The following is a 1315-nucleotide window of genomic DNA, read 5'->3' as shown; positions in this document are numbered from 1 at the left end:
TTAACCAGCTATTTCCTGTTCGACCTCGACCCAGGCCTGGATAAGACCATGATGCTTATGCACTTCGTCCAGCATATCTGAGGTCTTGGCAGTATGGCTGGATAGCTTGAGCTGCAACCTCCTCCTTGTTTGATGAAGTTTCTCGACTTGGAGGGGATGTCGCAACAACCTTCGCAACAGCTTACGTGATAGCTCTGTCGAGGACATGTTCAAGCAACAGGCTCCTCGTATGCTTGGCGTCTTCCTGATGTAGAGCTGAGCCAGAACAACGCCTAGCTACTCTCCCTGTGGTCTCTCCCTGAAGCTTGGTTGAGGCTATAACACCTGCTTCCCCCTATAGGTACTGACGACGCTTTTTCGTCTCAGGCCCTCATTCCCCCATCCCCGTCTCCACCCGACAACATGCATTGGCAGCATCAGCCAATTGCTGTCGCTTTGTCGTGCGTAGGGACACGATCAGAAGAGGCCTTAATGCCCCCACGCACCCGTCAATCAACATGCCCAGAGTGTGGCACAGCATTCCCATACAGGAGCGGTAAGCGTTTCTGCTCATCCTCTTGCAGGAAGGCCGAGAGCCAGAAGCGTCTGCGCAAGGCCAACCCAGTCAACGCCCAGAGCTGTCCCGCCACACGACGTGAGCAACATGAGATCTACGAACTGGCCGCGAGAATGGCAGAAACGCTCTACACCATGCCGCCTGGTCAACGCCTGGGCTACATTGAGGAGATCATTCAGCTTGCAAGAAGCGGACAATGCCCCCGGATCCGGAAGATACTGACCATGCCAGCACTCATCCGCCCAGACCCAACAAAGAAGCACCTGTTCTACCAAGGGCGCAAAAGCTACTGCACAATCTCTCAAGCAGCCAATCGTTATTGCCGTGCGTCTCCTTGGGATGCAGGTATCGCTGATGTTGTTCGAGGCAAGGTTCCAGAACCGCCCACCGGAGAGGTCGATGAAGCTTTGGATCTTGTGGCCTGAAGGGGCGGACTGGTTTTGGGGTGAAATATCTGAGGCGCTATCACTATATCACCGGTCACGACTTCCCCCCCCAGCACCTTACGGGGCCAGAGGGTGGGTCGAAGTGATCTGCAGGGGGGCGTCCAGCGCAAGATTAGTCGCCCAGGCAACCGCAGTGGATCTCAAGGGGCGGTTGAAGAGTTGACAGGGCCACCGTAGACCAAACCGTAGACCAGACCGCGCCTGTTGACGGGGAGACCTCGCAGCTGATAGCCCTTGTTTTGCTGAAGCTACCAGTTGAAGTGAGGCCTGCAGCGGGAACACAAACAACAAACCCGCATCCCCAGAGCGCCAT

Annotated in this window: 1 protein-coding gene; it reads left to right on the top strand. The window is 55.8% G+C overall.

Annotated elements, in window-relative coordinates; genetic code table 11:
- Positions 1-669: 669 nt before the first annotated feature.
- Positions 670-981 carry a hypothetical protein gene (locus tag BUC32_RS20055; RefSeq protein WP_073257439.1) on the top strand — a complete coding sequence of 104 codons (312 nt, stop codon included), beginning with the start codon at positions 670-672 and terminating at the stop codon, positions 979-981.
- Positions 982-1315 lie beyond the last annotated feature (334 nt).

This window comes from Shimia gijangensis (assembly GCF_900142085.1).
Lineage (GTDB): Bacteria > Pseudomonadota > Alphaproteobacteria > Rhodobacterales > Rhodobacteraceae > Shimia > Shimia gijangensis.
This window is presented reverse-complemented; position numbering and strand designations above follow the sequence as displayed.

Bases quoted from the DNA above. Each gene is read 5' to 3' on its own strand.
- BUC32_RS20055 (WP_073257439.1), top strand. From the start codon at position 670: ATGGCAGAAACGCTCTACACCATGCCGCCTGGTCAACGCCTGGGCTAC.